The sequence below is a fragment of the Microbacterium lacus genome (genome assembly GCF_002812805.1).
GTDB classification, from domain to species: domain Bacteria; phylum Actinomycetota; class Actinomycetes; order Actinomycetales; family Microbacteriaceae; genus Microbacterium; species Microbacterium lacus_A.
Genome location: NZ_NMUM01000040.1, coordinates 48,744 through 74,397, shown reverse-complemented (window position 1 = coordinate 74,397; position 25,654 = coordinate 48,744). Strand labels below are relative to the sequence as shown.

The 25,654-nt window shown below is 68.5% G+C and carries 27 protein-coding genes and 1 pseudogene; 17 read left to right on the top strand and 11 right to left on the bottom strand.

What is annotated here, in order from left to right; genetic code table 11:
• From CGU34_RS13590 to CGU34_RS13570, 5 genes are all read right to left on the bottom strand, one after another.
• The gene (locus CGU34_RS13590) at nucleotides 1–1,146 is read right to left on the bottom strand and encodes a nitrate ABC transporter substrate-binding protein (protein ID WP_100814391.1); all 1,146 of its coding nucleotides are present in this window, start codon (nucleotides 1,144–1,146) and stop codon (nucleotides 1–3) included.
• A gap of 87 nt (nucleotides 1,147–1,233) precedes the next feature.
• Nucleotides 1,234–2,067: an ABC transporter permease gene (locus tag CGU34_RS13585; RefSeq protein WP_198517809.1), complete on the bottom strand. Its 834-nt coding sequence runs from the start codon at nucleotides 2,065–2,067 to the stop codon at nucleotides 1,234–1,236.
• Nucleotides 2,064–2,801, bottom strand: a complete 738-nt coding sequence (locus tag CGU34_RS13580; protein WP_100814389.1) for an ABC transporter ATP-binding protein — start codon at nucleotides 2,799–2,801, stop codon at nucleotides 2,064–2,066. The genes CGU34_RS13585 and CGU34_RS13580 overlap by 4 nt, the downstream gene beginning before the upstream one ends.
• A gap of 97 nt (nucleotides 2,802–2,898) precedes the next feature.
• Nucleotides 2,899–3,531, bottom strand: a complete 633-nt coding sequence (locus CGU34_RS13575; protein ID WP_100814388.1) for a helix-turn-helix domain-containing protein — start codon at nucleotides 3,529–3,531, stop codon at nucleotides 2,899–2,901.
• A gap of 220 nt (nucleotides 3,532–3,751) precedes the next feature.
• Entirely contained in the window at nucleotides 3,752–4,294 is a 543-nt protein-coding gene (locus CGU34_RS13570) for a DUF998 domain-containing protein (RefSeq protein ID WP_269800309.1), read from the bottom strand.
• 539 nt (nucleotides 4,295–4,833) lie between these two features.
• Between CGU34_RS13570 and CGU34_RS13560 the strand changes: the two genes are divergently transcribed.
• Complete coding sequence (locus CGU34_RS13560) at nucleotides 4,834–6,303, top strand: HNH endonuclease signature motif containing protein (RefSeq protein WP_157811320.1); 1,470 nt, start codon at nucleotides 4,834–4,836, stop codon at nucleotides 6,301–6,303.
• 106 nt (nucleotides 6,304–6,409) lie between these two features.
• Here the strand turns inward: CGU34_RS13560 and CGU34_RS13555 are convergent, their stop codons facing one another.
• From CGU34_RS13555 to CGU34_RS13545, 3 genes are all read right to left on the bottom strand, one after another.
• Nucleotides 6,410–6,901 carry a DUF3237 domain-containing protein gene (locus tag CGU34_RS13555; RefSeq protein ID WP_036298059.1) on the bottom strand — a complete coding sequence of 164 codons (492 nt, stop codon included), beginning with the start codon at nucleotides 6,899–6,901 and terminating at the stop codon, nucleotides 6,410–6,412.
• A 122-nt stretch (nucleotides 6,902–7,023) separates the two neighbouring features.
• Nucleotides 7,024–7,608, bottom strand: a complete 585-nt coding sequence (locus tag CGU34_RS13550; RefSeq protein ID WP_100814384.1) for a nitroreductase family protein — start codon at nucleotides 7,606–7,608, stop codon at nucleotides 7,024–7,026.
• Between the two features lie 98 nt (nucleotides 7,609–7,706).
• Nucleotides 7,707–8,291 carry an arsenate reductase/protein-tyrosine-phosphatase family protein gene (locus CGU34_RS13545; RefSeq protein ID WP_100814383.1) on the bottom strand — a complete coding sequence of 195 codons (585 nt, stop codon included), beginning with the start codon at nucleotides 8,289–8,291 and terminating at the stop codon, nucleotides 7,707–7,709.
• Nucleotides 8,292–8,321: 30 nt separating this feature from the next.
• On the opposite strand from CGU34_RS13545, the gene CGU34_RS13540 reads away from it, so the two are divergent.
• The 4 genes from CGU34_RS13540 (at nucleotide 8,322) to glmM (ending at nucleotide 11,736) form a co-directional block, all read left to right on the top strand.
• Nucleotides 8,322–9,179, top strand: a complete 858-nt coding sequence (locus tag CGU34_RS13540; protein WP_157811319.1) for a CPBP family intramembrane glutamic endopeptidase — start codon at nucleotides 8,322–8,324, stop codon at nucleotides 9,177–9,179.
• A gap of 199 nt (nucleotides 9,180–9,378) precedes the next feature.
• On the top strand, nucleotides 9,379–9,825 hold the full coding sequence (rplM, locus tag CGU34_RS13535) for a 50S ribosomal protein L13 (RefSeq protein ID WP_036298056.1): 447 nt from the start codon (nucleotides 9,379–9,381) through the stop codon (nucleotides 9,823–9,825).
• Between the two features lie 30 nt (nucleotides 9,826–9,855).
• Entirely contained in the window at nucleotides 9,856–10,359 is a 504-nt protein-coding gene (gene rpsI / locus CGU34_RS13530) for a 30S ribosomal protein S9 (protein ID WP_051513354.1), read from the top strand.
• 18 nt (nucleotides 10,360–10,377) lie between these two features.
• Nucleotides 10,378–11,736, top strand: a complete 1,359-nt coding sequence (glmM, locus tag CGU34_RS13525; protein WP_100814381.1) for a phosphoglucosamine mutase — start codon at nucleotides 10,378–10,380, stop codon at nucleotides 11,734–11,736.
• A gap of 12 nt (nucleotides 11,737–11,748) precedes the next feature.
• On the opposite strand, the gene CGU34_RS13520 is transcribed toward glmM, so the two are convergent.
• Both CGU34_RS13520 and CGU34_RS13515 read right to left on the bottom strand, forming a co-directional pair.
• Nucleotides 11,749–13,029 carry a hypothetical protein gene (locus CGU34_RS13520; protein ID WP_100814380.1) on the bottom strand — a complete coding sequence of 427 codons (1,281 nt, stop codon included), beginning with the start codon at nucleotides 13,027–13,029 and terminating at the stop codon, nucleotides 11,749–11,751.
• A 107-nt stretch (nucleotides 13,030–13,136) separates the two neighbouring features.
• Nucleotides 13,137–14,069, bottom strand: coding sequence for a Ppx/GppA phosphatase family protein (locus CGU34_RS13515; RefSeq protein ID WP_036298053.1), 933 nt, complete (start codon nucleotides 14,067–14,069; stop codon nucleotides 13,137–13,139).
• 71 nt (nucleotides 14,070–14,140) lie between these two features.
• Between CGU34_RS13515 and coaA the strand changes: the two genes are divergently transcribed.
• The 10 genes and pseudogenes from coaA to CGU34_RS13465 all read left to right on the top strand — a co-directional run bounded on the left by coaA (nucleotide 14,141) and on the right by CGU34_RS13465 (nucleotide 22,713).
• Entirely contained in the window at nucleotides 14,141–15,091 is a 951-nt protein-coding gene (gene coaA, locus CGU34_RS13510) for a type I pantothenate kinase (protein WP_100814379.1), read from the top strand.
• A 57-nt stretch (nucleotides 15,092–15,148) separates the two neighbouring features.
• Nucleotides 15,149–16,999, top strand: a complete 1,851-nt coding sequence (glmS, locus tag CGU34_RS13505) for a glutamine--fructose-6-phosphate transaminase (isomerizing) (protein WP_036298051.1) — start codon at nucleotides 15,149–15,151, stop codon at nucleotides 16,997–16,999.
• A gap of 149 nt (nucleotides 17,000–17,148) precedes the next feature.
• Nucleotides 17,149–17,559 carry a holo-ACP synthase gene (locus CGU34_RS13500; protein ID WP_036298050.1) on the top strand — a complete coding sequence of 137 codons (411 nt, stop codon included), beginning with the start codon at nucleotides 17,149–17,151 and terminating at the stop codon, nucleotides 17,557–17,559.
• Nucleotides 17,556–18,680 carry an alanine racemase gene (gene alr / locus CGU34_RS13495; protein ID WP_198517807.1) on the top strand — a complete coding sequence of 375 codons (1,125 nt, stop codon included), beginning with the start codon at nucleotides 17,556–17,558 and terminating at the stop codon, nucleotides 18,678–18,680. Before CGU34_RS13500 ends, alr begins: the two co-directional genes overlap by 4 nt.
• A gap of 28 nt (nucleotides 18,681–18,708) precedes the next feature.
• Entirely contained in the window at nucleotides 18,709–19,212 is a 504-nt protein-coding gene (gene tsaE / locus CGU34_RS13490) for a tRNA (adenosine(37)-N6)-threonylcarbamoyltransferase complex ATPase subunit type 1 TsaE (protein WP_269800306.1), read from the top strand.
• A gap of 228 nt (nucleotides 19,213–19,440) precedes the next feature.
• Nucleotides 19,441–19,848 carry a DUF6157 family protein gene (locus tag CGU34_RS13485; protein ID WP_100814378.1) on the top strand — a complete coding sequence of 136 codons (408 nt, stop codon included), beginning with the start codon at nucleotides 19,441–19,443 and terminating at the stop codon, nucleotides 19,846–19,848.
• 30 nt (nucleotides 19,849–19,878) lie between these two features.
• Entirely contained in the window at nucleotides 19,879–20,544 is a 666-nt protein-coding gene (tsaB, locus tag CGU34_RS13480) for a tRNA (adenosine(37)-N6)-threonylcarbamoyltransferase complex dimerization subunit type 1 TsaB (RefSeq protein ID WP_100814377.1), read from the top strand.
• Nucleotides 20,541–20,996 (top strand): annotated as a pseudogene (gene rimI / locus CGU34_RS13475) (ribosomal protein S18-alanine N-acetyltransferase); the annotation flags it as partial. The gene tsaB and the pseudogene rimI, both read left to right, overlap by 4 nt.
• 143 nt (nucleotides 20,997–21,139) lie before the next feature.
• Nucleotides 21,140–22,252: a tRNA (adenosine(37)-N6)-threonylcarbamoyltransferase complex transferase subunit TsaD gene (gene tsaD / locus CGU34_RS13470; RefSeq protein ID WP_036301693.1), complete on the top strand. Its 1,113-nt coding sequence runs from the start codon at nucleotides 21,140–21,142 to the stop codon at nucleotides 22,250–22,252.
• Nucleotides 22,249–22,713 (top strand): hypothetical protein, encoded by a 465-nt coding sequence (locus tag CGU34_RS13465; protein ID WP_051514174.1) that lies wholly within the window; start codon nucleotides 22,249–22,251, stop codon nucleotides 22,711–22,713. The genes tsaD and CGU34_RS13465 overlap by 4 nt, the downstream gene beginning before the upstream one ends.
• A gap of 48 nt (nucleotides 22,714–22,761) precedes the next feature.
• Here CGU34_RS13465 and CGU34_RS13460 read toward each other — a convergent pair whose 3' ends face one another.
• The gene (locus CGU34_RS13460; protein ID WP_100814375.1) at nucleotides 22,762–23,952 is read right to left on the bottom strand and encodes a THUMP-like domain-containing protein; all 1,191 of its coding nucleotides are present in this window, start codon (nucleotides 23,950–23,952) and stop codon (nucleotides 22,762–22,764) included.
• 149 nt (nucleotides 23,953–24,101) lie between these two features.
• On the opposite strand from CGU34_RS13460, the gene groES reads away from it, so the two are divergent.
• Both groES and rarD read left to right on the top strand, forming a co-directional pair.
• Complete coding sequence (gene groES / locus CGU34_RS13455; protein WP_036301697.1) at nucleotides 24,102–24,410, top strand: co-chaperone GroES; 309 nt, start codon at nucleotides 24,102–24,104, stop codon at nucleotides 24,408–24,410.
• A 241-nt stretch (nucleotides 24,411–24,651) separates the two neighbouring features.
• The gene (rarD, locus tag CGU34_RS13450) at nucleotides 24,652–25,551 is read left to right on the top strand and encodes an EamA family transporter RarD (protein WP_036301712.1); all 900 of its coding nucleotides are present in this window, start codon (nucleotides 24,652–24,654) and stop codon (nucleotides 25,549–25,551) included.
• Nucleotides 25,552–25,654: the final 103 nt, after the last annotated feature.

The following is a 25,654-nucleotide window of genomic DNA, read 5'->3' as shown; positions in this document are numbered from 1 at the left end:
TCAGCCCGCGTAGCTGATGCTCGGGTCGAGGAACTCGTTCGTGTAGATGTCTTCCGCCGTCAGGTCCGCGGCGATGTCGACGCCGGACTCGGCGTAGATGTCGGCGAGCAGCGCGGTCATCCGCTCCATCCGCTCGGCATCGAAGGAACCGAACACTCCGTCCGTGCCGTCGGCGACGATGCCCTCGTCCTTCATCACGCGGTGGATTTCGGCACCCAACTCGGGTGTCACCTGGAAGAACTGGTCGATCTCGACGAGGTAGTCCGCGATCGCTTGGTTGACCGGCTCGGGGTCTTCCATGTAGTCGATCTGCGCCTGCTGCATCGCGGGGACGAGCTGCGCGAGGCACTCGGACTGCGCCTCGACGACCTCGGGCTTGCCCGACCACGCGGCCGGGTAGATGTCGTACCCCGAGTCGGCGATGAGGAACGAATCGACGTCGCGCCCGTAGTCGGGGAAGTCGACCTTCAGGCGGTAGGGCTCCTGTGTGATGTAGCCCTGCATCACGACAGGCTCGTCGGCGACGAGGCGCGTGACTGACCCGTCGAATGATCCGTCCACCTGCTCGGCGGTCACGTCGCCCTGCGCGATCAGGTAGTCCATGTAGGTCGCGCCCTGGAAGTACAGAACCGTCGCGTCGCTGGCGGCGATGTCGGAGATCTCGTCGAACGAGTACCGCTCCGGGTCCCACAGCAGGATCTGCGGGTTGATCTGCAGGGGTGTGTACACGGCCTTCGTCGGCTGGTCGGCCGAGAGCTTGACCGACTCGTCGGTGTCGATCATGGCGAGCATGATCGAGTCGTCCGAGTAGAGCAGCGCGGTGGACTGCTGGAACCCGATGAACGGACCACCCGAGCGCACCTCGATCGTGATGTCGGGGTCGGCGATGGCCGGGCCCGAGTAGATGCCGGCGTCGGGATCGGTCGTCGCCTCAGCCGGATCGATCAGGGCGTAGGCCGCGGAGTGCTCAGGCTCGGGAAACCAGTTCGTCTGCAGCACGACCGTCGCGGGGCAGGCGCCGAGCGCGCCCTCACCGCCGACAGCCTCGGCGTCCTGCGCCGTGGGCGTGCTGCTGCATCCGCCCAGGACGAGCGCGAGGGCCGCCCCGACTCCGACGGTGGGCACGAGAAAGCGGGTGCGGTTCATGTGATCTCTCCAGGTGATTCGGGTGGGTGCGGGTGGGACGGGATGGGATAGTGCGGTTCGGGATGGTGCGGGACGGGATGGTGCGGGTCAGCGTGACTCGGGCTGATACCAACTGCCGACGACGAGTCGCGAGAGCACGCCGAAGAGCCAGAAGACCGCGAGCCCGAAGAAGGACGCCAGCAGGATCGCGCCGTACAACATCTCGCCATCGAGGCGATTGCGGTACGTGTCGATCGCGAGTCCGATGCCGGAGTTGCCCTGACGGAAGAAGAAGTCCGCCACGATCGCTCCGACGACGGCCATGCCCGCCGAGATGCGCAGACCGGTGAAGAGCGCGGGCAGGGCCGCGGGAAACTGCAGTCGCCAGAGGATCGTCCATCGACTGGCTCGCTTGAGGCGGAACAGGTCCTTCATCTGCGCGTTCGCCGAATGCAGGCCGAACAGGGTGTTCGTGATGATCGGGAACAGCGAGATCAGTATCACGACGAGGATGCGGCTGCCGAACCCGTATCCCAGCGCGAACGCGATGAGCGGTACGAGCGCGAGGATCGGCACGCTCTGGAGGGCGACCGCATACGGGTAAAGGGTTGTCTCGACCCATTTGGCCTGGCTCATGAGCACAGCGGTCGTGATGCCGATCACGGTCGCGATCGCGAGCCCGGTCATCGCGACGACGGCCGTGGTGCCCAGCTGCCGCAGCAGATCGCCGAAGTTGTTGGGATCGAGGAATGCGACGACAAGGATCTCGTGCGGCATCGGGAGGATGAACCGTTTGGACGGGGCGAGCAGGAACGCGCTCGTGAGGTACCAGAGGGCGAGCACCGCGGTCGCGAACGCGACGGGGAGCAGGATGGACTTCCAGGACCAGCGCTTGACGCCCGTCCGGCCCTTGCCGGTCCCACTCATAACCGTGCGACTCATACCATTGCCGCTTTCAGGAGATCCGAGATCTCGCCCGAGAGCTCGGCGAACTCGGGGGAGTAGCGCGTGTGCTCGTCGCGTTCGTCGCCGAACGGCACGTCGTATTCGCCGATGATCCGGCCGGGCGATGCTCCCATCACGACCACGCGTGTGGCCATGTAGACGGCCTCGGCGATCGAGTGCGTAACGAAGACCCCCGTGAACCGGTCTTCGAGCCAGAGGGCGCGCACGTCGTCGTTGAGCTTCTCGCGTGTGAACTCGTCGAGCGCGCCGAACGGTTCATCGAACAGGAACAGTGCCGGGTTGTTGACCAACGACCGAGCCAGAGACGTGCGCATGCGCATGCCGCCCGAGAGCTGGTGCGGCAGGTGCTTGGCAAACTTCGTCAGCCCCACCATGTCGAGGGCGTGCGTGACCCGCCCTGAAAGCTCGGACGCCGGCAGATGGTCGAGTTCTCCGAACAGGGCGACGTTCCGCTCGACGCTCAGCCATGGAAGGAGAGTCGCGTCCTGGAACACGTAGCCGATGCGGTCGGTACCGGTCTCGGTGCGGCCCGATGTCGCCGTGTCGAGCCCGGACGCGAGGCGCAGCAACGTCGATTTGCCGCATCCCGAGGGCCCGAGCAGCGCCACAAACTCCCCGGGTCGGATCGACAGGTTGACGTCGTCGAGTGCGACGGTCCCGTTGGGGAATCGCATGGCGACATCACGGAAGTCGAGCGTTGCGCCGGACATCGGTCCTCCTGAATAAATATTGACTAGATCAATATCCGCTCAGGATGTTACGAAGGCATTTCGCCGCAATTGCGGCCCCGTGAATGTCTGGACAGAGCTAAATATGCTCGCTGCCAATATTGTCGACGGCAGTGCTCGTACCGGCCTGCGTGACCAGCAAGCGGGCGGGCCAGAGGCCCACGACTCGCCACCGATGCCGCACGTCGCCCGCGAAGTAGAGCGTGTCGCCCGGGCCGATCCGGTGAATCCCTCTCTCGGCGAGGTCGACCTCGAGGTGACCCGAGATCACGTAGATGAATTCGGCGCCCGCATGCTGGTAATAGTCCTCGAACTCGGTGACGTTCGTGACGAACTCGAGGGGGTACATAGCGCGCTCGCCGACGACCAGGGCCTTGGCCTGCCCGTTCGACTGAGTGACCATCGAGCCCTGGCCGACCCGCACCAGGCTCACGTCGTCATCATCTATCTCGGCCGCCGAACCGTGCGCATGCTCGCCACCGGAAAGGAGGGCGGGGGTGGTTGTCCCTAAGGCTGAAGCCAGGCGGTGCAGGGACGGCATGCTCGGCCGGGCACGACCTCGTTCGATCTGACTGAGGAAGGGCTGCGAGAGATCGGTGCGGGCGGCGAGAGCCACGAGCGTCAGGCCGCGTTGCTTGCGCAGCACGCTGATCCGTCGGCCGAGTTCGAGCGTCATTCGCTCATCGGTGTCGTCGCCGGGGGTCGCTGCCATGCCTCACACCCTAGGGCTGAAACGCGAGGGCTCGAGCCCCGGGTCCGAGGCGCGCCGGTGCCGACGAGACATCCCTCCCTCTGGTGGGAGTGGGCACCCTCGGGCGGGGAACGGGCACCCTCGCGGGGTGGAACGGGCACCCTCGGGAGGGGGAACGGGCACCCTCGCGCGTGGGAACGGGCACCCTCGGGAGGGGGAACGGGCACCCTCGCGCGCCGCGTCAGAACTCGGTGATTCCGATCAGGATGAACCAGAGGATGAAGCCCGCGTAGATCAGCCTCTCGAAGAGCCCGAACAGGTTCGTCCGCTGGGCCGCGGCGCCGATGAGTAGACCCGCCGCGCCGACGGCCATGACGCCGCCCAGCACCGTCGACCATATCGCCGCCTCGTCGAACCCTGCTTCAAGGAGGGCGCTGCCCACGACCAAAGCGGCGGCGGTCACCGAAGCGAAGCCGATGAAGGCCAGGGCGTTGTGAACGCGGCCGCCCGTCGTTGACGCGGTGTCCCGGGCATCCATCGGCATGATCGTGAGGAGTGCCGTCGAGATCGCGAACAAGGCGAGCAGTACGCACGCGACGACAGCATGCCGTCCCAGCAGCCCTGCGAGCCCGATGATCGTTCCGCCCGCGGCGATCGACAGGCTCACCTTCGACACGATGGTCCACGGACGGTACGGGGTCAGCCGATAGCTGCTCACCGGATCATGCAGAACGCGCACCTGGGTGGGAAGCACGTGCACGGCCAGCAGCGTCATGAGGGCGATCGTGATGGCAAAGAGTGAGGTGGCGCTACCCCACTGCTGGGGGGGTCACCCGATGCTCGTGCCCGATATCGGTTGGGGTGGGCCGGGTTTGGGTTTGGGCGGCGGGCCGGGTTTGGGTGAGCTCGGTTTGGGCGCGCTCGCCGGGTTCGATGAGTCGCCGGCTTTGGACGCGCGGAACGGCTTGGATGCGCGGGAGGGGTCGATCGCGGGAGAGGGTCGAGCGTGGAAAGGTTTGGACGCGCGGGACGACTTCGTCATGATGCCCTGAGTCTCTTCGGGTCGAGCGTGGGCGTGCGTGTCTTTCGTGCCGAGTCCCATTACCTTCACACCGAGGTCCCCGCGGTCAAGCATTCGCGCGAAAAGGGGCGCTCGCGACGGTTGTGCGCGCGGTGTGCGGGGAAGCGGTGGCCACGGGAAGGCGGAGCCAATCCTTCCTCCACAGGCGGGGCGTTTCGGGGTTGTCCACAAGTTTCTTTTGGATGCCTGATCTGGCCGTTCTGCGGGCCGTCAATGTCGGTGACCCTCGTCAGAATGGAGACATGAAACCCGCCCTCGACGCCCTTCGCGACGTGGATGCTGCCCTCGCCGCGGCCCTCGCGCCGGTGTTCGCGAGCGATGCTGTGCACGAGGCATCCGATGCTCTCGTTCTCGAGGCGATGGCGGTTGCGGGATCGATCCTGCGGCGGATCGAGGGGTTCTTGGTTGAGGCGACCGATGTGGTGCGCGGCCGCTCGGAGGGTCCGCGGGATGAGCGGATGACGACGCGCGCGGGGTGTGGCTCGGTGTCGGAGGTCGTGCAGCGGACGACCCGAATGTCGGGGGCGTCGGCCGGGGCGATCGTGCGGGCGGCCGGGGTGGTGCACCGTGAGCGTTCGATGACGTCGGGGGAGTGGCTGCCGGCGACGCTGCCCGCGGTTCGTGACGCGATGATCGCTGGGGCGGTGGGAAGCGACGGGGTGGTTGCGGCGTCCGTTCTGGTCGAGGCATCCGGTCGCATCGACCGCGACGCTCTGCTGCTCGCCGACGCGGCGTTGGGGGAGGCCGCGTTGGGTGTGACGCGCGATGTCGCGACGGGTGCGGTGGAGTCCGGCCCGCAGGCGTCGGCGCAAGAATTGCGGGTGCTCGCGCAGGTGTGGGCGAGCGTGCTCGATCAGGACGGCGCGGAGCCGGTCGAGGCATCCGCGATGCGGCGGCGCGGATTAACCGTGGGACCCGTGCGCGACGGGCTCGCGCGAGTGAGCGGCGATGTGCTCGCCGAGGTCGCGGCGCAGTGGCAGCGCAACTGCGACTCACTGTCGAACCCGAAGGTGCGGGGTGGGGTCGGCTTCGTTGCGGATGGTGTGGGCGTTGGTGATTCGGGCGATGCTGTCGGCGAGCCACGCGACACCCGGACGCATGCTCAGAAGATGCACGATGCCCTGGCGACGTCACTCGACGTCGCGGCTCGGTCGGGCGAGCTGCCGACGGTGGGTGGGGGAGCGCCGACCCTCGTCGTCTACGCCCGCGAAGAGGACGTCGTCGCGGGAACCGGATGGGTGGAGGTCGAGGGCATCAATGAGCCGGTCGGCATCGGGGTTGCGGAGCGGGCCGCGTGCTGCGGAAGCATCCAGCGCGTCACATGCAACGATCGGGGCCGGATCGTCGGCCTGAGCGTGACCGATCGGGTCTTCAACGCCATTCAGCGTAAGGCGATCAGTCTGCGCGACGGAGGATGCGTCATCCCCGGCTGCCACGTGCCGGCCGGGTGGTGTGAAATCCACCACGTCACAGACCATGCACTCGGAGGCCCAACGCATACGGACAACGGAGTCCTATTGTGTTGGGTTCACCATCGAACGTTGCCAACATCGGGCTGGTCCGTCGTGATGATCGACGGGGTGCCACACGTGCGCGGACCTGCCTGGTGGGATCCGGAGCGAAGATGGCGCCCGGCCGCGGGGTCGCGGCTACGGCAAAGAGCGCGCGTCGGTGCGGTCATGGGGCACCGAAGTTGGGCCGGAACGGGGTGAGGTGTGTGCGGCGGGGGGAGGAGCGCCCGGCGTGCGGTCTGCTGTGTCCGGCGTGAGGCGAGGGGTGTGGCCGGCGCAAGCGAGTGTCGGCGTAAGCGGGGGAGCGTCAGTCGATGACGAAGACGTCCAGCCGCACGCCCAACGGTGCCCGCTCGCCGACCCCGACGAACATCCGCGAATTCAGCCACTCCCAGGGGCCCGCCGGCGCGAAGAGCTGCGGCTGCGAACGGAAATAGATCCGCGCCGGATCGACCCGCTCACCCTTTGCGATGCGACCGAGATCCTCGGCGGAACCGGCGCGAAGCCCACGATTCTCGACATACATCCGCACACCGTCGTCGGTCTCGATGCCGTACCTTGCCTCGAGCATCTGGCGCCCGTCAGGGTGCAGCACCTGGAAATCCGCCCCACCATCCAACACCGTCCCCCGAATCTCAGGGCCCTCGATGGTGCCCGACAGAATCGGGACGATCCGGCGGTGTTCACCCCCGACGACACCCAGGTCGACCGGTGCACCAACCTGGACCTCGAGACGGAACAGGAACGACAGGGTTGGTGGGAGCGGCGTTGCAATCACAACGGCGATGCTGCCAGACATCCGTCGACTTCGCGGCGGTCGGATCGCGATGTGGGCGTTTCGACTCGCTGCGCTCGCTCAACGAGCGGGGTTGGGGAGCGGCGTTTCGACCCGCCGCGCTCGCTCACCGAGCGGGTGCGGGGTTACGCGCCGACGAGCACCAGATCGCTCACCGAGTGGCGCGAACGCGGTGCGAGCTCGCGCTCACGCACGTCCTCGTCCACCTGTTTGATGTCGCCCAGCGAACCCACCGACATGACCGTCATCGGCACAAAGCGGGAATCGAGCCCGAACGCATCCGCGATCGCCTGGCCGTCGAAACCACCCATCTGATGGGTGTGCAGACCACTCGCGTGCGCCTGCACGGTGAAGTGCGCGGCCGCCTGGCCGAGGTCATAGGCGGCCATGCGCAGCGGCTTGCCGTCCTCAGTCTCGGTCTCGGCGACGAACACGACGAGAGCGGATGCTGCGGCCGTCCACGACTGATTGAACCCGCGCAGCGCGGTGTGCACCGTCTCGAACTCGGGCGTTCCGCGACGCGCGACGATGAAGCGCCACGGCTGCGTGTTGTTCGCCGAGGGAGTCCACCGTGCCGCCTCGAGTGCGCTCTGCAGCGCGGACTCGTCGAGCGGAGCATCCGCGTCATAAACACGCGTGCTCCACCGCTCGGCCAACACATCCAAGATCGGGGCCTCGGTCGGGGCGGGGTTCGCGTGCGCGGTGATCATGGTGCTCCTCGATTGTGAACGGGTAGGTTCCCGCACGGGCCAACTAGGCGCCGCGGGTAACTATTCCCCCGCATGTACCCGAAAGAGGATGCTGCGGCTCAGGCGAGAGCGATCCGCAGCACCCGCACGACCTCATCCACCGCGGGCACCAGCTGTGATGCCGACAACTCGTACGTCTTCCACGAGCGGCGGTATGGGTCGATCACGTCGTCGTCCGAAGCATCCGCCGGCGGTTCCACCTCGCTCCGCATCGCGGACACGTGAGCCACCGCCAGGCGAAGCGCGTCACGCGTATCCGTCGCGTCGGCGACGGCGCGGGCGATCGACTCATCGGTCGCGTGCTGTGCCAAGCGCGCGAACTCGCGAACGGTGAAGGTCGCGCGGAGCCGACGCGGCGCGAGATCGACGATGACCCGCCGATGCTCGCGTGACATCGCGAAAATCAGGTCGGGGGTCTCGAGCAACCCCTCGGTCAGGTGTCGAGCCCGGTGTGCGGCCGCATCCGGAACGCCCAGATCAACCGCGAGCCGCTGCGCCTCGGGGGTCATGCCCGACCCGACGAGCGCCCGCGTGCCCGCACTACTCACGCGCACGTCGAGAGGCGCGAGACGTTCGCGCAACAGCGACTCGGCCAGGGGAGAGCGGCAGATGTTGCCCGTGCACACCGTCAGCAACTCGAGCATGACGAGGGGCCTCCCGGGTAACGTGGCAGCGTGCCCACTGAGCCTAGCGACGCGCCGACCGTGGGCGAAACGGATGCCTCGCGTTCGACTCCGCGCTCGATTCCACTGTCGCAGATCGACGCAGAGGGTGCGGCGGAAGGTCGATCCGCGACAGCCGAGCGGCGTCGCCGTCGTCGGCCTGCGCGTGACTGGCGCGAGGGGGGCAGCACCGTCCGACGCTGGGGGTACGACTTGCTCGGCTGGACGATGTTGTCGTTCGGGGCCGGCATCCTCGGATCATCCGCTCTCAGCACTCTCGCGCCCACCCTGGGCGGCGGACTGATCGCGCCTCTCGTCATGTGGGCCGGCATGCTGGTGCCGATCGTGCTGGCGTTCTCGCGTTCGCGACCCCGGATGCTGCTGCGGTTTCGGTGGGTCGACCTGCTCTACGGCGTCGTCCTCGGCGGCGCCCTGCGGGTGGTGCAGGGTTGGCTCGACGTGGCAGCGGGGGCGAGCGGCGCCTTCCCGTCGTACCCGACGGTCAATGGGTCACTGACCCCCGACTGGTGGTTCACCGAAGCTCTGACGCCGGTGATCATCGGACCGACGATCGAAGAGCTCTTCTTCCGAGGCGTACTGCTCGTAGCGATCTTTACGGTCGTGCGCCGCGCTTTCGGCAAGGGCTTCGCCGCGTTCATCGCCCTGGTCGTCACGACGGGCGTGTTCGTCCTGGCACACGGAATCTCGGGTGCCGTCGGCTGGGACGACGCCGTTGTCTTCACGCTCGTCGGCCTCGTTGTAGGACTGCTCGTCTTGCTCACGGGGCGGATCTGGGGCGCCCTCCTCGTGCACATGGTGTTCAACGGCACCTATGTGCTGCTTGCGCTGACGGGAACGCTCCTGGCCTAGGCGCACGAGCCGCGGACCCGTGCGTTTGGCCGCGGCCCCGGCCTGCGCTAAGCTGATCCCTTGGTGCCTGTGCCCTGCTGGCCTGGCTACCGCGAACGTGAGCCCTCCACTGGCTCGTTGCCCGGACATCCGTCTGGAGACAACAACCCCGGAGCGGGATTCACGAACATCTCCGTTCGAACAAGAAAGCAGCACTACTGTGACGCGCACGTACACCCCCAAGGCTGGCGAGATCCAGCGCGAGTGGCTCATCATCGACGCGACCGACGTCGTTCTCGGCCGCCTCGCGAGCCACGCTGCAGCGCTCCTGCGCGGCAAGCACAAGCCCACCTTCACCAACCACATGGACACCGGTGACTTCGTGATCATCGTCAACGCCGACAAGGTCGCGCTGACGGGTCAGAAGCTCGAGAAGAAGAAGGCCTACCGCCACTCGGGCTACCCGGGTGGACTCAAGTCCGTCACCTACGGCGAGCTCATGGACAAGAACCCCGAGCGTGCCGTCGAAAAGGCGATCCGCGGGATGCTGCCCAAGAACAGCATCGGTCGCGCACAGCTGGGCAAGCTCAAGGTTTACCGGGGTGCCGAGCACCCCCACGCTGCCCAGCAGCCCAAGACGTACACCCTCGACCAGGTCGCCCAGTAAGCGCCGCACTCACTTTCAAAGGACATACTCGTGGCGAACATCTCCGACTCCACTTCCTCGACTGACGAGGCCCCCCAGAGCTACTCGACCGAGACGCCCGCTGACCAGACGGCAGCAGCCGTCGCAGCCGAGCGTCCCGTCCTGACCGTTCCCGGCGCAGCCGTGGGCCGTCGCAAGCAGGCCATCGCCCGCGTGCGCATCGTCCCCGGCTCGGGCACGATCACGGTCAACGGCCGCGCGTTCGAGGACTACTTCCCGAACAAGCTGCACCAGCAGCTCGTCACCGACCCGTTCACGGTCCTCAACCTCACCGACGCCTACGACGTCATCGCCCGCATCTCGGGCGGTGGACCCTCGGGTCAGGCCGGCGCACTGCGCCTCGGCATCGCGCGTTCGCTCAACGAGATCGACATCGAGAACAACCGCGCCACCCTCAAGAAGGCCGGATTCCTCTCGCGCGACGCTCGCGTCAAGGAGCGCAAGAAGGCCGGACTCAAGAAGGCCCGTAAGGCGCCTCAGTACTCGAAGCGCTAACCAGCGGTCAGCGCTCCGATGCCGCTTTTTGGCACGGACGGCGTTCGGGGTCTCGCAAACGGGACCCTGACCGCCGACCTTGCACTTTCGCTTGCCCAGGCGACAGCAGTCGTCCTCGGTCAAGGTCGCACCGCCGAGGCGCGCCGTGCACAGGGACGTCGTCTGACGGCCGTGGTCGCGCGCGACCCGCGTGTGTCGGGAGAATTCCTGACCGCCGCGGTCGCCGCAGGACTCGCCTCGTCGGGTGTCGATGTGCTCGAGGCCGGCGTTCTGCCGACCCCGGCACTCGCCTTCCTCGTCGCCGATCGTGACGCCGACTTCGGTGTCATGGTCTCGGCCTCACACAATCCGGCGCCCGACAACGGCATCAAGATCTTCGCCCGCGGAGGCATGAAGCTGCCCGACGCCGTCGAGCAACGCATCGAGCAGGCGATGTCGGGTCCCAAGCTCCAGCCCACCGGCGCGGACGTCGGGCGCATCGCGCGATTCTCGGATGCCGAAGACCGCTACGTCATGCACCTCCTGGCCTCTCTGCCCCAGCGGCTCGAGGGCGTCAAGGTTGTGCTCGACTGCGCCCACGGCGCCGCATCCGGTGTCTCGCCCGAGACGTTCCGCGATGCGGGCGCCGAACTCGTCGTGATCGGTGCCGACCCGGACGGTTGGAACATCAACGACGGTGTCGGTTCGACGCACCTCGACGTGCTCGCCGCCGCTGTGCTCGAACACGGAGCGGATGTCGGAATAGCCCATGATGGCGACGCCGACCGGTGCCTGGCGGTCGACGCCACGGGGCAGATCATCGACGGTGACCGGATCATGGCGATTCTCGCCGCCTCCCTCCACGAACGTGGACGCTTGCGCGACAACACACTCGTTGCGACGGTCATGAGCAACCTGGGCCTGCATCGGGCGATGGCGGAGCGAGGCATCCGCGTGCTCCAGACCGCCGTCGGCGACCGCTACGTGCTCGAAGAGATGAGCCGGGGCGGGTACTCGCTCGGCGGCGAGCAGTCCGGGCACCTCATCATGAGCGACTACGCCACGACCGGAGACGGCCTGCTGACGGGTCTGCACCTCGTGGCTGAGATGGCGCGCACGGGCAAGACCCTCGCCGAACTCGCGTCGATCATGACGGTGTTCCCGCAGGTGCTGGTCAATGTGCGCGACGTCGACCGTTCACGGGCCAACACGGACCCGGACGTTATCGCTGCTGTGGCCGCGGCATCCGCGTCTCTCGGGGATTCCGGTCGTGTGCTGCTGCGTCCCTCGGGCACCGAGCCGCTCGTGCGCGTGATGGTCGAAGCCGCCGACGAAGAAACGGCCCGCCGTCACGCCGACGAGCTGGCCGATGTCGTGCGCTCAGCCCTAGCTCTCTAGCGAGCTCAGTCGCTAGGCGCTCGCGGCGACGGGCGGCGTGAACATGATCAGGCTGCACCCGCCCTCGGCGGGCATCTCGGCTTCGAGCCTCCCGCCGATTGCGCTCACCTGGCGACGCAGGCTGTCGAGCCCGGGAGGCTCCGCCATACCGGCGCTACCGGTGCCGTCGTTCGTGAGCGAGACGCGCACCATTCCGGCGACCACGCCGATGGTGATGTCGATGCGCTGTGCGTGACAGAACTCCAGCGCGTTCAGCACGCCTTCGATGATCGTCTGGAGCAGGACGGCGCGTCGGTCGATCGTCGACGGCCCGGTGCCCGTAGCGGCGAGGACCTCGGCGGAGTCACTGACTCTCAGTCGAACGGCGATGGGGTTCGGCACCGTCGCGATGAAGGCGCGAACGGCGGGGATCAGTCCGTGTTCCAACGCCTCGGGATAGCTGAACAACGCGATGCCCTTCTGGCCGTCAATCGCAACACCCGCTAACTCGTGTTGCACGGCCTGCAGGCGAAGTTTCATGAGGCCATCCGCGTCGGCGGTGATCTCGGCAATCTCGTGCGCAACGTGCTGGAATCGCTCCGTGAGCGCCTCATGTGTCTTCGATGCCAGCCGGTAGCGACCCCTTGTTTGCGTGCGCAGCATCTGGACCAGCGCCTGGGAACTCTGCGCCGCGGGCAGGTGAGATGTTCGTTCCGCCCGCCGGACTCGCTGCTGCGAGCGCGTCACGAAGACCGCGAACGCGATGATCAGGCTGATCATGGTGCCGGAAACCGCGGCATCCGCGAGGGCGGGCAACACATCGTTCTGTGAGTAGACGCCGATCGCGATCTGCATCACCGCGCGGAGCGCCGCAACGCCGACCCCGGCGGTGAGGACGAGGGCCGCCGCGGGCAGGGCGCGACGCGTCTCGATGCGCAGCTGGCTGACGATGACGAGGGTCGAGATCACCGTCAAAAGGTTGATGAAGATGCGTCGACCGAGATCCCACCCGAACGGCACGGACTCGCCGACCGCCGTATCGCCGATTCCGAGCACGATGACGGCCTGGGCTGTTGCGGCGAGAGCGAGAGCCCCGCCGAGCAATCCGACGGTGGTGACCATCGTGCGCATGTCCGCGTGACGGTCGGCCGTGCTCAACGCTTTGATGCGCTGAGCCTGCGTCACGGCGATCGGGACGGAAGTGGTCTCGGGCGCTTTCGATGTCTCGTTCGCGCGGCCCTCAGAGGCTCGACCTCGGGGTGACGCGGAGTCGCTATCGGAGCCGGAGGTGGCGCGGCGTGCGTCGGTCGACACGTGGTACCTCCGAAATGGCTGGCGGGGATGGCGTTCCCCCCGCCGAGGCCGATACTAGCGTCACATCGGCCGATATCCCACATGACGCACGGTATTGCGCTTCTCGGTTAGCCCCAGGTCAGCGACTCGATATACCTCAGCAGCACGCCCTCGCGCAGGGCCCACGGACTCACTTCGAGTTCGTCGACGCGCAGCGCCGTCATCGCCTCGTGCAACACGACCGCTCCCGCGACGATCTGCATCGTGCGGTCGGCGGTGATTCCCGGCAGCTCCTGCCGCGCGCTTGCGGGAAGGCGCGCGAGCCGCGGAATCCACGACGCGAGGGCGGCGCGGGGCAGAACCATCCGGTCGATTCCCGACCAACCGGGCATCGGATAGCCCGCGAGCTTCGCGAGCGAACGGATCGCCTTCGACGACCCGACGACATGGTCGGGCTTCGGGAGTGCGCGGAATTCTCGGGCGACCGGCGCGAGCACGTCGGCGGCATGGGCACGCAGGCGATCGACCGCGGCCTCGCCGGGCGGATCGTCGGGGAAGAACCCCAACGTCATCCGTCCGGCGCCGAGAGGAACGGATGCCGCGCGCTCGGGCAACTCGTCCGAACCCGATGCGAGCTCGAGCGAACCCCCGCCGATGTCGAAGAGCAGGATGCGTCCGGCCGACCATCCGAACCACCGCCGCACCGCGAGGAACGTGAACCTCGCCTCAGTCTCGCCGCCGAGCACTTGGAGGGGCTGACCGAGCGCCGCCTCGATCCGTTCGATGACCTCGGCGCCGTTCGTCGCCTCGCGCACGGCCGAGGTGGCGGTCGCGAGCAACTCGTCGACGGCCTCGGCGGCGGCATGATCGCGTGCCTCGGAAACAGCACTCTCGAGCGCTCGGATGCCGTCTTCCGTGATCGATCCGTCCGGCGCAAGGTAGCGCATCAGCCGCAGCACGGTGCGGTGGCTGGTCGTGCCGAGCGGCCGGCCCCCGGGTCTCGCATCGGCGACCAACAGGTGGACGGTGTTCGAGCCGATGTCGAGGACTCCCAGGCGCACCGGTGAAGCGTAGCGCGGTCGGGCTCCGTCTAACGGACAGGCTCTGCCGACCGGCGCGATAGCATCGAACGGTGCCCGCCGAGGAGACCACGAACACGTCACTGCTGACGCCCTACCGTGAAATCGAACGCGCCGAATGGGCGCGCGCGGCGGCCGGGATGGCCCAACCGCTGTCCGAGAAAGAGATCGTCCAGCTGCGCGGACTCGGGGATCGCCTCGACGTCGACGAGGTGCGCGACGTCTACCTTCCCCTCAGCCGGTTACTGAGCCTGTACGCCAACGCGACGAAGCGTCTCGGTGTCGATACGAGCGGATTCCTCGGCGAACCCGACACCACCACGCCCTTCGTCGTCGCCGTCGCGGGCTCGGTCGCGGTCGGAAAGTCGACGATCGCCCGCCTGCTGCGCGAACTGATGAGCCGCTGGCCCGGCACCCCCCGCGTCGAGCTGGTCACGACCGATGGATTCCTGTTCCCCAACGCCGAACTCGAACGCCGGGGACTGATGAGCCGCAAGGGCTTCCCCGAGTCCTACGACCGCCGCGCCCTGATCCGCTTCCTGACGGAGGTCAAGAGCGGCGCATCCGAGGTCCGAGCGCCCTTTTATTCGCACATGCGCTACGACATCGTGCCCGACGCGAGCGTCGTCGTCCGGCGCCCCGACGTCGTGATCGTCGAGGGCCTGAACGTCCTGCAGCCGCCGGCTTCGCCGAACGATGTCGCCGTCAGCGAGTTGTTCGACTTCGCCGTCTACGTCGATGCCGAACCCGAGCACATCGCGCGGTGGTTCGTCGAGCGATTCCTGGCTCTCCGCCGCGGCGCGTTCGCGAATCCCACGTCGTACTTCAACGTCTTCGCACACCTGAGCGATGAAGAGGCTGTCGAGACGGCCATGAAGTACTGGGACGAGATCAACATGCCGAACCTCGTCGAGAACGTCATGCCCACGCGACACCGCGCGACCCTCATCCTGCAGAAGGGGCCGGAACACGGCGTCGACCGGGTGTTCCTCCGCAAGCTGTAGGCGCTTGGGCCGGCCGCTTCACCTGCCGCACAGCCGCACCGACTTAGGATGTCCCTCATGTGTGGAATCGTCGGATATGTCGGCCCGAGGCCGAGCCAGGCCATCCTTCTCGCCGGACTCGCGCGACTCGAATACCGCGGCTACGACTCCGCCGGCATCGCCGTGATCGACGGCTCGGGCGAGCTCGGGATGCGCAAGCGCGCGGGCAAGCTGAGCATCCTGCGGGACAACCTGGCCGCGAACCCGCTCCCCGCGGGCACGACCGGCATCGGTCACACCCGCTGGGCGACCCACGGTGGGCCCACGGATGTGAACGCTCACCCGCACCTCGCCGACGACGATCGCCTGGCAGTCATCCACAACGGGATCATCGAGAACTTCTCCGAGCTGAAGGCAGAACTGCTCGCCGAGGGCTACGAATTCCAGAGCGAGACCGACACCGAGGTCGCGGCCGTGCTGCTCGGGCGTGAGTACCGGAAGAGCGAAGACCTCGCGACGGCGTTCCGCAACACCGTCAGCCGCCTCGACGGCGCATTCACGCTGCTCGCCGTGCACGAGGATCACCCCGACCTCGTCGTTGGCGCACGCCGCAACTCGCCCCTCGTGATCGGGCTCGGCGATGGCGAGAACTTCCTGGGGTCGGACGTCGCGGCGTTCGTCGAGCACACGCGCCACGCACTCGCGATCGGCCAAGACCAGATCGTCGAGATCCGGCCGGGTGGTGTGACCGTGACCGATTTCTTCGGGACATCCGTCGAGGTCGAGCCGTTCGAAGTGATGTGGGATGCCTCGGCCGCGGAAAAGGGCGGATGGTCGTCGTTCATGGCGAAGGAGGTCTCGGAAGAGCCCGAAGCCGTCGCCAAGACGCTGCTGGGTCGGACCCGCGACGGCCAGGTCGTCATCCCCGAACTCGACGGGCTCGACGAGCTTTTCGCGGGCATCTCGCGCATCGTCGTCATCGCGTGCGGCACGGCCGCCTATGCGGGTCTCGTCGGCAAGTACGCGCTTGAGCAGTGGGCCCGCATCCCCGTCGATGTCGAGCTCGCGCACGAGTTCCGCTACCGCGACCCCGTGATCGACGCCAGCACCCTCGTGGTCTCGATCAGCCAGTCCGGCGAGACGATGGACACGCTCATGGCCGTCAAGTACGCGCGGGAACGCGGCGCCAAGACGCTGTCGATCTGCAACACGCAGGGTGCGACCATTCCGCGCGAGTCCGACGCGATCGTCTACACGCACGCCGGACCCGAGGTGGCCGTCGCATCCACCAAGGCCTTCGTCGCTCAGATCACCGCGCTCTACCTGCTCGCGCTCCACGTCGGACGCGTGCGAGGCGCCCTGGGCGCAACCGAGGCGGCGCAGCAGGTGCTCGAGCTCGAGGCCGTGCCCTCGAAGATCGCGCAGATCCTCGAACGCGAGCAGCCGCGCATCGAGCAGCTGGCGCACTGGATGGCCGACACCCGTTCGGTGCTGTTCCTCGGACGCCACGTCGGGTACCCGATCGCCCTCGAGGGCGCCCTCAAGCTCAAAGAACTGGCGTACATCCACGCCGAGGGCTTCGCCGCCGGCGAGCTGAAGCACGGGCCCATCGCGCTGATCGAGCCCGGCCAGCCCGTCTTCGTCATCGTCCCGTCGCCCCGCGAGTCCGCGCTTCTGCACGCCAAGGTCGTCTCGAACATCCAAGAGATCCGTGCCCGCGGCGCCCGCGTCATCGCTATCGCGGAAGAAGGGGATGCCGCGGTGCTGCCCTTCGCCGACGAGGTGCTGCGCATCCCGCTCGCGGCCCCGCTGTTCGAGCCGCTGCTGGCGGTCGTGCCGCTGCACATCTTCGCGATGGGCCTGGCGACCGCGAAGGGGCTGGACGTCGACCAGCCCCGCAACCTCGCGAAGTCCGTCACCGTCGAGTAAACGCGCGGAGCTCCGCTGTCACAGATCGACCTCTCGCACGCCGTGGAACGTCGATCCGCGACAGCGGAGTATGCCTGCGCGGCGAGCCAGGCGGGCCAGGCGGGCCAGGGGCGGGGATAGGGTGGCGAGGTGAAGATCGGAGCCCACGCGTGATCGTCGGGATCGGCGTGGACATCGTCGACATTCCCCGGTTCGAGAGCACGCTCGAGCGCACGCCCCGCCTGCTCGAGCGCCTGTTCTCACCCGCGGAACGGATGCTCCGGCCCCGCTCCCTCGCCGCGCGCTACGCCGCGAAAGAGGCGCTGATCAAGGCCCTCGGCGGTTCGGACGGGGTGCACTGGACCGAGATCGAGGTCACCCCCGAGGCATCCGGACGTCCCTGGTTCACCCTCGTCGGCTCGACCGCCGACGTCGTCGCCGCGCGGGGCATCACCGCGATCCACCTCTCGATGTCGCACGACGCCGGGCTCGCGACGGCGTACGTCGTCGCGGAGTCGGATGTCCCGGCATCCGCCGTCGCCGCGGCACAGCCCGCATCGCCTCTCGAGGAGACCCCATGACCCAGCTGCCGGCCGGCGTCATGCGCGAGGCCCTCATCGACGTCGGAGCGATCACCGCGAACACGCGCCACCTGCGCCGGCTGACCGGCGTCGAGGTCATCGCCGTCGTCAAGGCGGATGGGTACGGGCACGGTGCTGCGCGCGCGGCTGTTGCGGCCCTCGAGGGCGGTGCCACGCGTTTGGGCGTCGCCGACGTCTCGGAGGCGCTCGCTCTGCGTCGCGCCGGAGTCATGGCCCCGATCATCGCCTGGCTACACGCGCCCGGCGCCTCGTTCGCGGAGGCCGTGTCGGTGGGTGTCGAGCTCGGCATCTCGAGCTTCGAACAGCTTCTGCAGGCGGCGGCTGCGGCATCCGTCGACCGTCCCGTCGCCGTACACCTGAAGCTCGAGACGGGGCTGTCGCGCAACGGCATCGCACCGGGCGACTGGAACGTCGTGTTCGCCGAGGCCGCGCGCCTCGAGCGCATCGGCAAGCTGCGGGTCGTCGGGCTGTTCAGCCACCTCTCGAACGCGAGCCGCGAAGACGACCTGGCCGCGCTCGCGACGTTCGAGGGCGGGGTCGTCGCCGCCGCGAGCCTCGGACTCAACCCGCCGCTTCGACACATCGCCGCAACGCACGCGGCAATCGACCTGCCCGAGGCGCGCCTGAACTGCGTACGCGTCGGCATCGGGCTGTACGGTCTGTCGCCCTTCGCCGGGCGGTCGTCGGCCGAGCTCGGCCTGCGTCCCGCCATGACGCTCCGCGGAGCGGTCGCGGCCGTCCGCCGGGTACCCGCGGGGCAGGGCGTCTCGTACGGGTACGACTACCGCACGGACGGGCCCACCACCCTCGCGCTCGTGCCGCTCGGCTATGCGGACGGTGTGCCGCGTGCCGCATCCGGTCGCGGTCCCGTGACGATCGGCGGCACCCGCCTGCGTGTTGCGGGACGCATCGCGATGGACCAGTTCGTCGTCGACGCCGGCGACACCCCCGTCGCGGTGGGGGACGAGGTCGTGCTGTTCGGTGACCCGACGCTCGGCGTGCCCGCGGCGGATGAGTGGGCGGATGCCTCGGGCACCATCAACTACGAGATCGTGACGCGGATCGGGCCACGGGTGCCGCGGCGGCAGGTGTCGTCGTGAGCGTGCTCGTCGTGAGCGGAGTACGGTCGTGACCGTCGCGGATGACCTGCTCGGCCGCCACGACATCGAGAGCACGGACGATATGGAGCAACTCGGACGACGGCTCGGCGCGGGGCTCGTCGCCGGGGATCTGCTCGTGCTCACCGGACCGCTCGGCGCGGGCAAGACGACCCTGACCCGCGGAATCGCGGAGGGACTCGGTGTGCGGGGGCCGATCCAGAGCCCGACGTTCGTGATCGCGCGGACGCATCCGTCGCTCGTAGACGGCCCGCCCCTCGTGCATGCGGATGCCTATCGCCTCGGCTCGGCGCTCGAGCTCGACGACCTCGATATCGACGCGGACGGCTCGGTCGTCGTGGTCGAGTGGGGGCGCGGCATGGCCGAGGGGTTGCGAGAGGTCTGGTGGGAGCTCGAGATCGAGCGGCCCGTGGGAGGGCGGGGTGCCGACACCATGTGCGGCGATCTGTCCCGTTCGACCGAGGCCCTCGACGATGACGCCCCGCGCATCGTGACGATCTCGCGCCCTCCGTAGGTTCGGCGTGCTGTGCGCCCTCCTGTGTGCGCCCGGCCGCCCCGAAGCGGGGCACGGTAGGTGCTGTGGGGCAGGTTTTGCCGTGCCCCACGGCAGCTAACGTGCCCCGGTTCTCCGGAGGGCTGAAGCCGAGGGTATGGGAATCCGCGTCGAGGTCGCCGATCTGAGCCTTCCGACGTGGTCGCGCGGGGCTGGACGGATGTCGGAGGTGGCGTCCAAGATCGACCCATGCACACGACGAACTACTTCGACACCTTCATCGCGGTCGCCGAAGACACGGCGGCGACAGCAGCGACCGAACCGCCGACTCGTGCCAGCCCGAGTGTCGCCGAGCTGACCTACCGGATGATCGCCGAAAATCCGTACCGGTTCACCTCGGACGACGTCATCTTCGCCGTGTGGGCCGATCGTCGCGACATCCCGCCCGCAGAGCGCGAGTCGGCGCGCGCCGAGTTCTTCGCGAAGGGTCAGCCGTGCATGCGCTCGAGCGACCTCGGCAAACGATACGGATGGGGCGTGCACGCGGACGCGGAGGGACGAATCGCGCTCGTGCCGGTCGAGTCCGAGGAGTATGCGCGCATGGCGGCCGGGGAAGGCGGTGTCACGGTCACCCGGGCGATGCGCTCGAAGCGCTGAGCGCCCGCGCCCGCGACTACCCTGGAGGGCGTGATCCTCGCCATCGACACCTCCCTCGGCTCTGCCGTCGCGGTCGTCGACCTCGACGGGGTCACACGCGGCGAAGCGTCGAGTCCCAACGCGCTCGGACACGCCGAGATCATCGGCACCCTGATCGAGGGCGCCTTGGCCGAGGCATCCGTCACCCCGCGCGACATCACGCACGTGGCCGCGGGCATGGGGCCGGGCCCCTTCACCGGCCTGCGCATCGGCATCGCCGCCGCACGCACGTTCGCCCTCGCGCGCGCCGTTCCGGTCATCGCCGTCGCGAGTCACGACGCCGCGGCGCTCGCCGAATTCGAGGCGGATGCATCCGGACCGATCGCGATCGTCACCGACGCACGCCGCCGCGAGTTCGCCTACACGGTGTACGCGGGCCTGGCCGAGGGACTCCCGGTCCGAACCACCGAACCCGCGCTCGCACCGCGGGACGACCTCGACGCACGGCTCCTCTCGCTCGGTCTGCTCGCGAATCCCGTCCAGCGCGTCGATGTCACGTCCATCTCGGCGGGCGCCCTCGGGCGTCTTGCGGGACGGATGCTCGCTGCCGGAATCGCCGCAGACAGGCACGCCGGGGACGACTCATCCGCCGAGCCGCTCTACCTGCGCTCGCCCGACGTGACCCTCGGCCACGCACCCAAGCGGGTGGGCGTATGACGCTGCGGACGGCGAACGCCGACGACCTCGACGCGATCATGGCGCTGGAGCGTGCCTCGTTCCCGACCGACGCGTGGTCGGAGGCGATGATGCGCGAAGAACTCGCCTCGCGCCACGGCCGCTACCTCGTGCTCGAAGAAGCCGGACGCCTGATCGGCTACGGCGGTATCCGGGCTGTGCAGGGCGGGACGGATGCCGACATCCAAACCATCGCGCTCGTCGAAGACGCGCGGGGTCGAGGGCGGGGGCGCGGGCTGCTGCGCTCACTGCTGACCGAGGCGGGGGAGCGCGGGGCGCGCGAGGTGTTCCTCGAGGTGCGAGCAGACAAGCCGATCCCGCAGGCACTGTATGTGTCCGAGGGGTTCGTCGAGATCGCGCGGCGCCCGAACTACTACCAACCCGACGGAGTCGATGCGATCGTGATGCGCCTGGACCTGCGCGGGTGGCTCGCGGAGCATTCCGGCATGGATGTCGTCGGTTCTGCGTCGGAGATTCGGTCGGAATCGGCGTCAGAGAACCCGGATGCTCCGACGCCGGCCGAATCTCCGACGCTCGATCGCGTGCCCACTGCCGTTTCTGAGGCAGGAGCGTGCACATGACCGCCACGAACCGCGAACCCCTCGTGCTCGGCATCGAGACCAGCTGCGACGAGACCGGCATCGGCATCGTCCGCGGCCGGACGCTCCTCAGTAACACCATCGCGAGCAGCATGGACGAGCATGCCCGATTCGGCGGGGTCGTGCCGGAGGTCGCCGCGCGGGCGCATCTCGAGGCGCTCGGCCCCGCGATTCAGGCCGCCGTCGCGGAGGCGGGCATCCGGCTCGACGACCTCGACGCCGTCGCCGTCACAAGTGGCCCGGGACTCGCGGGTGCGCTCATGGTCGGCGTCGGTGCTGCGAAGGCGCTCGCGATCGCCCTCGACAAGCCGCTCTATGCCGTCAACCATCTCGTCGGCCACATCGCGGCGGACCTCCTCGACCCGGACGCGCCGCCCCTCGAGTACCCGACCGTTGCTTTGCTCGTCTCGGGCGGGCACACCTCGCTGCTGCTCGTGCGCGACCTCACGAGCGAGGTCGAACTGCTCGGCGAGACGATCGACGACGCCGCGGGTGAGGCATTCGACAAGGTGGCCCGCCTGCTCGGTCTGCCTTACCCGGGCGGACCGGAAATCGATCGGGCAGCGGCATCCGGGGATCCTCGCGCTATCGCCTTCCCCCGCGGACTCTCGCGCGCCTCTGACCGCGAGAAACACCGGTACGACTTCTCGTTCTCGGGTCTCAAGACCGCCGTCGCCCGCTGGACCGAGCAGCGCGAGGCCGCGGGCGAGGAGGTGCCGATCGCCGATGTTGCCGCCTCGTTCCGTGAGGCCGTCATCGACGTGCTCGTCACGAAGGCCCTCGACGCCTGCGCACAGTACGGCGTGCCCCGCCTGCTGCTCGGAGGAGGCGTGATCGCCAATCGCCGCCTGCGCGAGGTCGCGCTGGCCCGCGGCGAACAGGCAGGCGTTGCCGTCCGAATTCCCCCGCTCTCGCTCTGCACCGACAACGGTGCGATGATCGCCGCGCTCGCCGCCGAGCTGATCGCGTCCGGCCGCACGCCCTCGACACTCGAGTTCGGTGCCGACTCGACTCTGCCCGTCACGCAGATTCAGGTCGCCGCGGGCGAGGCGTTGCCCGAGGCCGTTTCGGAAGAGGAGGTGCGCGCATGAACGACGAGTCGACGGATGCCGTGGCCCCCGCGCCCACCCGACGTTCCATGCAGGCTGCCCGGCCGGTGCCGCCGCCGCTGCCGCCGACAGCTCCGGTCGCGGTGCCGGTCGTCGTAGCCGTGCCAGCTGCGGACCCCGCACCCGGCGCGGAGCCCGAGCACGGGACAGACCTGGGCGCGGAGCCCGAGCAGGAGCTCGCCTGGGCCCCGCCCGCCCCGCGCCGACCGCCGTCGCTCGCCGGATGGGCCCTCGCCGTCGCGATCATCGGCCTCATCGTCTCGTTCGTCGTCGGCTGGGGGTTCCCCGTCGGCATCATCGCGATCATCACGGCGATAGCGGCCCTGCGTCGCCCGGGCGCCCGACGCCAGGCCGCGGCGTGGGCCCTGGGCCTCGGCATCCTGTCGATCCTCTACAGCGCGCTCTGGATCGCCGTCGCCCTGAACAGCGGGCCCCTGTTCTGACACACGGTCGTTGAGCGAGCCGCAGGCGAGTCGAAACGACGCGCGCCCCTAGATGCGGTCGGCGAGCACGGCGATGCGCGTCGATCCGACCCGCGTCAACAGCAGAGTCGCAGAAGCGTCGCCCTTGAGCCCGAGCTTGGTGCGCAGAACGGCGGGGTCGACGTCCACCCCGCGCTTCTTGATCTCGAGCCGACCGATGCCGCGCTCGCGCAGCGCCCGCCCCAGCTTCTTGACGTCGGCGGGCAACTGCTCGCGCACGCGGAAGGTCGACACGAACGGGCTCGTCACTGCCGCGTCGCCGGTCAGGTAAGCGATGCCGGGCGCGATCGGCCCCGCCTCCAGAGCGCGAGCGACGTCGCCGACGAGGCGCGCGCGGATGACCGACCCGGCCGGCTCGTGAATGAACGTGCCGAGCGGATGCACCGGCTCGTCCTCGCTGTCGGCGGGTGCGGTCAGTTCGTGCGACTGCCCGTCGGTCATGACGACGGCGGCGCGGGTGATGCCGGGCCGCGCGAGCTCGCCCGACCAGAGAACGAGTTCGAGCGTCGAGCCATCCGCGGTGATCCACTGCGCTTCGGCGAACGATGGCAGACGGTCGCGGTCGAAGCCGGGCCCGAGCTTGATGCCCGTCGGCTTCTGCGTCGCCAACGTGAATGCCCAGTCGAGCGAGGGCGAGTAATCCTCGGGGCGCGAGAGGCGGGATGTCTCGGTGTGGCCGGCCGTACGCCGTGCGGGGTCGAGCCATACCCCCGCGGAACCCGAGACATCCACGTCCTCGGCCTGGGCACGGCGTACCTCGGCCGACGAACCGAAGGGCGCGAGGTTGCATGCCGCGATCGCGGCCGTGACCTCGTCGGCATCCACCGCGAGGACGTCCATGCCGATGCCGGCGAATCCCAGCGCGTCGCCGCCGATGCCGCTGCCGAGGTCGGCGACGCTGCCGAGGCCCGCGTCGCGGAATCGCCCGGCGTGCAGGGCGGCGACGGGCAGTCGCGTCGATTGTTCGAGCCCGGCGCGGGTGAAGAGCATGCGGGCCGCGAGGGGCCCGAACTTCGACTCCGCACGCGTTCGTAGGCGAGCCTGGCCGACAACGGCCGACACCAGGTCGGGGGAGTGCCCGGCAGCGCGCAGCCGCGTGACCTCGCGAGCGACGTCCGCGGACGTCGTGACCGGCGGCATCGAGTCGAGTAGCCGCAGCCCGTCGGGCGTCAGCAGCGCCCTGAGCTCGGCCATCTCCACCTGTCCAGCCTAGGCGCGGGCCCTCGCCATCCGATTCGACCCCGCTCGCTGGCACTCGCGTTGCGTGAGTGCCAGCGGTTGCCTACACTGGCATTAGCACTCTCGCATCGAGGTTGCTAATCAGTCTTGGATCAAGAAAGAGGTAGACCGTGACGGTTTCCACTCAGGTTTCCATCAAGCCGCTCGAGGACCGCATCGTCATCCGCCAGGTCGAGGCGGAGCAGACGACGGCTTCTGGCCTGGTCATCCCCGACACCGCGAAGGAGAAGCCCCAGGAGGGCGAGGTCGTCGCGGTGGGCCCGGGTCGGATTGACGACAACGGCAACCGCATCCCGCTCGACGTCGCCGTCGGCGACCGCGTGATCTACAGCAAGTACGGCGGCACCGAGGTCAAGTTCGGCGCCGACGACCTGCTCGTGCTCTCGGCCCGCGACGTGCTCGCGGTCGTCGTTCGCTGAGCGACTGACACACACGAAGGACCGGATGCCTCGGCATCCGGTCCTTCGTCGTTCCGCCGCGGCGCACCAGCCGGGCGTGGCGCGCGAATGGCCCCGCGGTCGTCCCCGCCGCCCGTAGGCTGTTGAGGTGACACAGGATCCGACCGAGACTCCGCGCGGGTCGGTCGGACCCACTGCAGCAAGCACCGCAGCAAGCACCGCCGCCGCGGCAACAGCGGCCGCAGAAGTACGCGAACGCAGCATCGGCGTCGCGTCGGCGATGGGCGCGTACCTGATCTGGGGTTTTCTTCCCCTGTACTTCCTGTTGCTCGTGCCGACCGGGCCCTGGGAGATCGTGGCCTGGCGCATCCTGCTGGCCTTCGTCTTCTGCGTCCTGCTCTTGACGGTCACGCGCGCGTGGCCCGCGTTCGGCCGGATCGTGCGACAGCCGCGGCTCCTGCTGCTGACGGCCATCGCGGGCGTCGTCATCTACGTCAACTGGCAGGTGTACATCCTCGCCACCCTCGCCGGGCACGTGATCGAGACGAGTCTCGGATACTTCATCAACCCGATCGTGACGGTGCTGCTGGGTGCCCTCGTCCTGCGCGAACGTCTGCGGCTGACGCAGTGGATCGCGATCGGCATCAGCCTCATCGCCGTGCTCGTCATCGTCATCGGGTACGGGGAGTTTCCCTGGATATCGCTGACCCTGGCCTTCTCGTTCGGGATCTACGGGCTGATCAAGAAGCAGGTCGGTCCGGCGGTGGATGCCGTGGGGGGCCTCACGCTCGAGTCTTTCTGGCTGCTGCCGGTGGCGATCGTGCAGCTCATCGTCGTCGGTGTGACGACGGGCATCACGCTGGGCACGGTCAGTCCGGTGCACACCGTGCTGCTCTCGCTCGCCGGCATCATCACCGCGGTCCCGTTGTTGCTGTTCGCGGCTGGGGCCAGGAGGGTGCCGCTCACCGCGATCGGCCTCCTGCAGTTCATCGCGCCGGTTCTGCAGTTCATCATCGGGGCGTGGGTTCTCGGCGAACCTATGCCGCTCGAGCGGTGGATCGGCTTCGGACTTGTCTGGGTGGCGCTGGTCATCCTCTCCGTTGACTCCGTGCTGTTCTCGCGTCGCGGTCGCGGCGTTTCGGATGTCTCTTCTCTGACGTGACCTTCGTTGGCGTGACATTCGCCGCGACGACATCCCCGCCGTTCGGGGCATGGGAGCGTTATCACGCTGTGACCGTACTGTTTCACATCGTTAACGCACCGCA

Bases quoted from the DNA above. Each gene is read 5' to 3' on its own strand.
- tsaD (WP_036301693.1), top strand. From the start codon at position 21,140: ATGACCGCCACGAACCGCGAACCCCTCGTGCTCGGCATCGAGACCAGC.
- alr (WP_198517807.1), top strand. From the start codon at position 17,556: ATGACCCAGCTGCCGGCCGGCGTCATGCGCGAGGCCCTCATCGACGTC.
- glmS (WP_036298051.1), top strand. From the start codon at position 15,149: ATGTGTGGAATCGTCGGATATGTCGGCCCGAGGCCGAGCCAGGCCATC.
- CGU34_RS13580 (WP_100814389.1), bottom strand. From the start codon at position 2,801: ATGTCCGGCGCAACGCTCGACTTCCGTGATGTCGCCATGCGATTCCCC.
- CGU34_RS13560 (WP_157811320.1), top strand. From the start codon at position 4,834: ATGAAACCCGCCCTCGACGCCCTTCGCGACGTGGATGCTGCCCTCGCC.
- CGU34_RS13585 (WP_198517809.1), bottom strand. From the start codon at position 2,067: ATGAGTCGCACGGTTATGAGTGGGACCGGCAAGGGCCGGACGGGCGTC.
- CGU34_RS13555 (WP_036298059.1), bottom strand. From the start codon at position 6,901: ATGTCTGGCAGCATCGCCGTTGTGATTGCAACGCCGCTCCCACCAACC.
- CGU34_RS13575 (WP_100814388.1), bottom strand. From the start codon at position 3,531: ATGGCAGCGACCCCCGGCGACGACACCGATGAGCGAATGACGCTCGAA.
- CGU34_RS13485 (WP_100814378.1), top strand. From the start codon at position 19,441: ATGCACACGACGAACTACTTCGACACCTTCATCGCGGTCGCCGAAGAC.
- CGU34_RS13550 (WP_100814384.1), bottom strand. From the start codon at position 7,608: ATGATCACCGCGCACGCGAACCCCGCCCCGACCGAGGCCCCGATCTTG.
- CGU34_RS13465 (WP_051514174.1), top strand. From the start codon at position 22,249: ATGAACGACGAGTCGACGGATGCCGTGGCCCCCGCGCCCACCCGACGT.
- CGU34_RS13545 (WP_100814383.1), bottom strand. From the start codon at position 8,291: ATGCTCGAGTTGCTGACGGTGTGCACGGGCAACATCTGCCGCTCTCCC.
- CGU34_RS13590 (WP_100814391.1), bottom strand. From the start codon at position 1,146: ATGAACCGCACCCGCTTTCTCGTGCCCACCGTCGGAGTCGGGGCGGCC.
- glmM (WP_100814381.1), top strand. From the start codon at position 10,378: ATGCCGCTTTTTGGCACGGACGGCGTTCGGGGTCTCGCAAACGGGACC.